The sequence below is a fragment of the Paenibacillus sp. LK1 genome, from assembly GCF_002750415.1.
GTDB classification, from domain to species: domain Bacteria; phylum Bacillota; class Bacilli; order Paenibacillales; family Paenibacillaceae; genus Paenibacillus; species Paenibacillus taichungensis.
The window spans coordinates 451,966-459,527 of sequence record NZ_PEII01000005.1; the positions used below are offsets into that span (position 1 = coordinate 451,966).

Genomic DNA, 7,562 nt, shown 5'->3' on the forward strand with positions numbered 1-7,562 from the left:
TTACGATCAATATACATAAGGATGATGTTAAATGAGTAAAAAAGAAGTTAAGCAAAACACATTGCGAGAACCAGCCAAGAAACAAGCAGAAGTAACAGAGGAAATGTGGCTTCAAGTTAACGAAGACTATAGGGTAATCGCTGAAGAGTTCGTTTCAGTACAAGATCTCTCCCCCGCATCACGAAAGCAATATACAAGTGTGATACGTCAGTTTGGATGGTACATGGTAAACTCCATGAACAACAAGCCTTTCTATAAGATCACAAAACGCGATTTTTTAAGATACCTCAGTTACATACGCGACAATAGAAAAATGTCTTCCTCGGCAATAGGACTCCGTAAATCTGTCATCTCCAGTCTCTGTAACCACATTGAGAACATCATTGCCGAAGAAGAAGAGAATTATAAACAGTTTAGAAATTTCACTCGTGGTCTCCCTCCTATCGCAAAAAACCGTGTCTATGAAAAAGTCAAAGTAACTAAAGATGAATATGACATGTTAATGAGCGTCCTTGAAGAAGATGAAAATTGGCTAGGTATGGCATGGCTTGCGACAGCGTTTAGAGTTGGGGCAAGACGTTCAGAGATTATCCAGTTCAAAACCGAAATTCTAGATTATAGAATCCCTGAAGGACAGAACTATGTAACCTCTCATACAGTTAGGGGTAAGGGTAAATCTATAGATGGTAAACCTTTACAGTACATGTTTCCCCTTGATGTAATTCCCCATATTCAGAAATGGATCGACACTCGTGGTTATGACAGCGAGCACATTTTCACCACTAAATACGGTAATGAGATCAAACCTATGTCAGCAGCATGGGCAGATGACTTTTGTTCCAATACGCTATCAGACATTTTAGAGCGAAGAGTTAACGTACATATATTTAAGAATTCATGTATCACATATCTGTTGGAGACAGGTGTTGACATTAATTTGGTGTCTAAATTTGTAGCACATCACAATGATATCTCAACAACATCGATTTATGATTTGCGCGATTTTGAAGATGAGAAAAATCAAATTTTCTAATTTAATCACTGTAAAATTACCATTTCATTTGAACATATAGGGAGCAAATAATGAAAATATACAATCATCAACTTGAGAAATTAATTGTCTTCCTCCACTCGCTTGAGTTGGAACGGAAAGATTCTCGTATGAGAACACGCTTTAAGAATTTACTGATAGATAAACTCCAAACAGTTTTAGACGAAACTGTTGTGATCAATAAGCAATACATAGCGCATGATGAAAATAATCAACCAATTAAGGAGAACGGTGATTATCTAATCAAAGATAATGTGAAGCGTGTAGCCGATATCAATGAGTTAATGAATGAAGCATATGAGGTTCCACAGGATATCAACAACAGAGAAATGTTATTGTCCATTAAAGATAGTGTCCTCAATCATTCCCCTTCTACATTTAAGGGTGATGAAGCAGACGTTTATGATATGGTCTGTGAACTGGTTGAACAAATTGAATATGAGTAACATTGGGAAGCGATCATTTGAATCGCTTCTTTTTTATTTCTCTTTAGATATTAGAAGCAAAAAGGAAGTGATTTAAGTAATATGAACACGGATTTACGTATCCTCATAGATTCATCCATCAACGTGGGTAGCTCCATTAAGAACATAAACAATGATATCAAGGCTTTAGCCAGCCACCCCTCTCTCAAATCTTTAAATTTGAAAGTGGATATCGATAAATCATTTGTTAAGTCAATGAATGACTTTATAGCAGCTACAAAAGTTTTAAATACAGCATTAGAACAACAACAAAAGGTAGTCAATGAATCAGTTAAGACAACCAAAATGTTGGATGGCTCTATAGAGAAAGTAACACAAAAACAATTAGCCAACGGCTCAATCATCACGCAGACCACCAAAAAGATAAATGAAGAAACCGAGGCATATTCAGAACAAAAGAAAACCCTTCAACAACTTGAGAAAGAATTAGATGGATATACACTAGCAAGAACCAGAGCCAATAAGAACAAACTTGGCGAAATCAATAGTACGACAAATACATATAAAAATCAGGCTGGTCAACAAGTTAGTGTCAATGTAGATCGAGATGAAAATGTTAAGAATTATAGCCAGATAACAGATTATCTCAAACAACAACAAGATGCTTTACAAAAAGAGCAAGCGATAAATAAGCAGCGCGAACAAGCAGCTCAACAAGAATATGCTACGCGTAAGGCGTTGGCTGACAAGAATCTAAAAGAAGAAGAACAGCGTAATCAACAGTTTCTTGCTCAATTACGTACTCGGTTTGCTGAGGAGCAAAAAATTGCTCGTGATCGTGATGCATTAGATAAAGCACATGCAGCGGCAATGACTGAGAATTTAAATAGGAAAAAAGCTGTTGCAGATATGGAAGCAAAAATTGCAGCAGCTCAAACTAAATTTAAAGGTAACGCTTCGGCGGTAGCAGAGTTAACCGCGCTAAATGCTCAGTTAGGGAATATATCAAAGGTTAGCAATTATAAGAATGCATTGACCGAGTTGCAAACTAAACTAACACAGATAACTTCTCAAGCAAAATTAGCAGGAAATGAAGCTAAGACACTTGGAGAGCGCTTTGCGAGTGCTGCATCCAAAGTAGCACTGTGGACAGGTGCTACATCATCCATTTACTTGACCATCAGAGCATTGAAAGATATGACCAATGTCATTATTCAAGTAGATAGTCAAATGACTCAACTAAAACGTGTAATGGATGAATCAACGGATTTTGAAGGTATGTTGAGTCGAAGCATACAATTGGCTAATGAGTTAGGTCGAAGTATCACAGAAGTCAACGAGAATGCTATTGGTTTTGCTCGTATGGGATTCGATGAAGATCAAACTATGAATCTTGCAAAGACATCAACGCTATTACAGAACATATCTGAATTAACACCTCAAGAATCAGTAGATACGTTAACAGCAGCTATGACAATCTTCAATGTTGAAGCTGGGAAAAGTATTGAAATTGCGAATAAGTTAAATGAGATTAACATCGGTCTCCTCATGCAGTAATGCATGTAGACAAACCTTTTCTGATTGACTTGGATCTCCCACTGGGATAACAAGGGGCAAGTTTAAATACAGCCTGAACGACTGAGTGAAAAGGCTCCACTATTCAGTGGATGAAGCGACAGTCTGCACTCTGTAGCAATACAGAGAGAAGCACTCAAGTGTAAAGACACTTTTGGAAGAAGTGCTTCCGCTACGAGCATCGTAGTCAGTAGGACAGCAAATGTCTGAAAGTAACAGATATAGCGATAACAACTTCGCAATCACAACTCAAAACTTAGCATTGTCTATGACAAAAGCAGGTTCATCCGCGAATACCTTCGGTGTTTCTATGGAGACTCTCCTCGGAAATACAACAGCAATTACTACTGCAACGCGCGAAAGCGGTGCAGTAGTGGGTAACAGTTTAAAAAGCATATATTCCCGTATGACATCAATGGCAAAATCAGAGGAAGTACTAAATGGCGTTGGTGTCTCAATGCGAGAAATGAACGGCGATGTCAGAGATGTTTCAGACATTATGGACGATCTGGCGGGTAAATGGACTGGATTATCTAAAGAGCAACAACAATATACGGCAGTACAGCTGGCGGGTTAACATAACGGCCCCATAATCAAGTGATTGATTTATGCAAAGTCAACCATATCGGTGGACACCTTAGCGAGTCATGTCGAAGGCAATACCGAGGTAAGGCGTCTTGTGAGAGAGACAATTAGCATTGGAGAATGATTTACATACATAAAGATATTGAACTTAGTATCATCGAAGACTATAAAAGTGGAATTAAGCCAAAAGATATATGTGAAAAATACAATATAAAAAACTTTTACAAAATACTTGATAAATACAATGTACCTAGATTTAATAAAAAATGGACTCAAAATGAAATAAACATACTAGAGAGTCTTTACCCTACAGAGCCTTGGGAAACTCTTCTGTTCGAGATTAATAGATTCCCCAAAGAGGAAATCATTCGAATGGCATCAAAGTTGAAAATAAAAAGAGAGAATTATCACTACTCATCTGAAGAATTGGAGTATATTAGAAAATACTACAGTTCAATGCCCACAAAAGAATTTGTTAAAAAGTTCTTCCCTTCTAGAACTGAGTCAGCGATTCACACAAAAGCTAGCAAAATGGGTATAGTTTCACGAGAACGATGGTCTGAGGAAGAGAATGAACTACTAAAAGACAAGTATCATAATACTCCCAACCGAATTTTGAAAAGTAAACACTTTCAAAACAGAAGTCTCACTGCGATTATTTGTCAGGCTGTAAACTTGGGCTTAAAAAAGAGCATAACAAATGTTCAGTTCTCAAATGACGAACTAATTACTAGCTTAAAAACACTTGCAGAAAAACTTGGGCATACTCCAACAGCGGATGAGATATTGGCCGATGAAGACATCCCCTCTCCTATGACTTTCTTTAGATACTTTGGTTCATACAACAATGCTTGCTCAGAAGCAAATTTAACTCCAAATCCTATAAACACTTTTGGAAACTGCGGTTTTCATAGTGCTTCTGATGGTACAGTTTGCTTATCCTATGCGGAACTCACAATAACTGAATTTTTCATAGAAAACAACATTTCTTTTGAGAAAGAAGTACCATACGCAGACTTTGTTGACGATGATAGATGTGGAAGAAAGAGATCCGATTGGGTACTGGAAGATGGAAGTATTATAGAGTACTTTGGTATGCCAGAAAGAGAAAGTTACAAGGAAAAGATGAATCAAAAAATTGACATATGTAAAGATAACGACATCAAACTAATCGCTCTTTACAGAAAAGATTTAAATAAACTACATAAAATTTTCAAACCTCTCACAAACGTTTCAACCGTAACGACTAAACGTTGACCTTCTTTGTAAAAAGAAGATGTTATAGTCTGAACATCTATGGAAACATAGAGAGGGAAGGTCAAGTGTAAAGACACTTTTGGAAGAACCTTCCCCGCTATACTTTTTTAAGTATAGTCAGTAAGGCGTTTTATGCCTGAAAGTAACAGTTTTGCGNCCTTCCCCGCTATACTTTTTTAAGTATAGTCAGTAAGGCGTTTTATGCCTGAAAGTAACAGTTTTGCGTTACCAGCTGTCGCGTTTCATTGCCTTGCTCGACAACTATGATATATCTGTTCAAGCCACTGAAACAGCTATCCGCTCTCAAGGTTCAGCTACACGAGAAAATGAGAAATATATGCAATCACTTGAAGCACGAATCCAAAAAATGAAAACTGCATGGGAAACTATGTCACTCGCCTTTGGTGATGCAATTATCTCAGATACAATCATCACACTTACCTCCCTCCTTGCCTCCATGCTAAACGGTGTTGCAGGTGTAGTTGATGCAGTCGGTGCACTCCCAGTTATCTTCGGACTGGCAAGTGTTGCTCTACTTGGACTTCATATAGGTTTCAAAATGTTAATTGTAGAAATGACTAAGACAATCGCTTCGTTATTTGGAATTACAATTCAAACAGGCAGTGCATCAGCAGGACTGCGTGGACTATCTCTATCTACAATTGCATCTAAAATTTCCTTAATGGGCATGGCTGGAGCAGCAAATATTGCCAAGGTGGCTTTGCGTGGTTTGCTCGTTGCTACAGGTGTAGGAGCTGCTTTTGCAGCAATTGGGTGGGCTTTGGAAGGCATAATTGGTTTATTTTCCTCGGCAACGCAAGCTACTGAAGACTTCACAGACAAAACTGAAGCACTCAATGAGAAGAAGTATGATTTAGCTAATCTCAAGCAACTTCAAGAAGAGTATGATACCCTTTCCAAAAAGACATCTCTCAATTTCGACGAAAAAACCAAATTAGCACAAATTGAAAGTGAGCTTTCTTCTAAGTATGGTATTACTGTTCAGGGAATAGATGGTCAAACTAAAGCTATTAATGAAAATAGTGAGGCCATTAAAGCAAAGCTCTCTTTGATGGAAGATGAGATCGCAATTGAAAACAAACGAGCTGAAGTAGCTTATGCTGCCAATGCAAAAGAGATCGAAGGCAATATTGCCAAGTATAAAGATGAAGTCAGTAAACTTGCCGAACGAAAGAAAAAAGCAGAAGAAGAATATGCACTTCGACAAAAAGTTTTAGCAAATACAGATCCAAATGACTCTTACTATGATGTTAATAGTAGATTTGCACAAAGAGCGGCAGAAGCTCTTGAAGCTGAAACAAAAGCATATGACGAAGCAAACACTAAGTTGCAGGAAAACACAAATAAAAAGGCATTAATATTGAAGAATGCTGGTCAAGAATACATTGATGAGCAGGAAAGAAATAATGTCAAAATTAATGGAATGACTCGCAAGTTTCTTGACATATATGCTACCGCTGCTGCTGATAGTAAAATACCTGCTGATCAGATCAAGAACAATCTAAGCAAAGTTTTTGAATCCGTTCAAAGCGGAAATATAAAAAACGCTGCTCAAGGGATGAAACTTTTAGAGTCTCTGCCGGGTGTTGCTAACTTAACTGCTGAATCATATAGAAATATGGGCGCTGCTATTTCACAAGTCGATTACGCTCCTGTAGTCGAAGGCGTTGAGAATACTGAAGATGCTGTAGATGGTTTAGGCATTTCTGCCGATCAAACAGGACAAAAAGTTAGTGAAATGTCTAAGAAGCTTGATGAGCTCTCAGTTTGGGCAACCAATTCAAAAGAAGAAGTTGAACTTTTAAATAAAGCTCAATCTGAACTCGCCAAGAAGAATACTCTTTCTGCTGACACAATCAAGAAAATGAATGAAAAATATGGTGACTTCATTAAGATTACTGGTCTTAGTAAAGATTCTATTTTGAAATTCATTAAAGCAAAAAAGGAAGAGAAAACAGAGTTTATCAATGCTGAAATAAAGAAAACAGAAATAGCTATTGAAGCCTCCATGAAAAGAATAGCTACTGTTGAATTAGAAATGAGCGCGAGACAAAAACTCATTGACCAGATGAAAGAAGACTATTCAGACATTGCTGGAAAAGATCCATTAGAAGATATCAAGACTGAATCCAGAATAGGCGCTGTTAGATCTGCTGGTGGGAAACAGGCTGACCTAACCTATGAAAAAGAAAAATTAACAGAGTTAATTGCAACACTACAGACTTGGAAGAGTATTAGTTCTGACACCAATCAAATGATAGAAAATGGCGACAAAGCCACAAAAGATGCGACTAAATCTAATGACAAGTCGAATCAATCATACAGCGAGACGAACGAAGTCTTAACTGATCTTCAAAAGAAGCTTAAAAATGTTGAAGCTGCCATAGACTCCCTACATAATAAGCAAAAGAGTTTAGAACAGGGATCTGCTGCCTATCGCAAATCGATCATTGAGGAAAATAAACTATTAGAACAAAAGGCAAAATTACTCGAACAAGGGATAGCCGACCCAAGTAAACTTGTTTCATATAAAGTCACGACTACAACCAAAACATCTGACGCTACTGAATCAGTAGCAAGTTCGGCTCCTACCTCTGGGGGGAGCTACAATGGCAAATACGCTGATATAATCAATAAATATGCTTCTC

Annotated in this window: 6 protein-coding genes; all 6 read left to right on the forward strand. The window is 37.6% G+C overall.

Going from position 1 to position 7,562, the window contains the following annotated elements:
* The first annotated feature begins 31 nt into the window (after positions 1–31).
* Positions 32–1,033, forward strand: coding sequence for a tyrosine-type recombinase/integrase (locus CS562_RS14650; RefSeq protein WP_099856707.1), 1,002 nt, complete (start codon positions 32–34; stop codon positions 1,031–1,033).
* A gap of 50 nt (positions 1,034–1,083) precedes the next feature.
* Positions 1,084–1,497 (forward strand): hypothetical protein, encoded by a 414-nt coding sequence (locus tag CS562_RS14655; RefSeq protein ID WP_099856709.1) that lies wholly within the window; start codon positions 1,084–1,086, stop codon positions 1,495–1,497.
* Between the two features lie 81 nt (positions 1,498–1,578).
* Complete coding sequence (locus CS562_RS14660) at positions 1,579–3,033, forward strand: phage tail tape measure protein (protein WP_099856711.1); 1,455 nt, start codon at positions 1,579–1,581, stop codon at positions 3,031–3,033.
* 220 nt (positions 3,034–3,253) lie between these two features.
* Positions 3,254–3,628 (forward strand): phage tail tape measure protein, encoded by a 375-nt coding sequence (locus CS562_RS14665; RefSeq protein WP_099856713.1) that lies wholly within the window; start codon positions 3,254–3,256, stop codon positions 3,626–3,628.
* Between the two features lie 128 nt (positions 3,629–3,756).
* A complete protein-coding gene (locus tag CS562_RS14670; protein ID WP_099856715.1) occupies positions 3,757–4,893 on the forward strand; it encodes a homing endonuclease associated repeat-containing protein in 1,137 nt (378 codons plus the stop codon).
* A 220-nt stretch (positions 4,894–5,113) separates the two neighbouring features.
* On the forward strand, positions 5,114–7,562 hold a 2,449-nt coding region (locus CS562_RS14675), incomplete at its 3' end, for a hypothetical protein (RefSeq protein WP_143813562.1).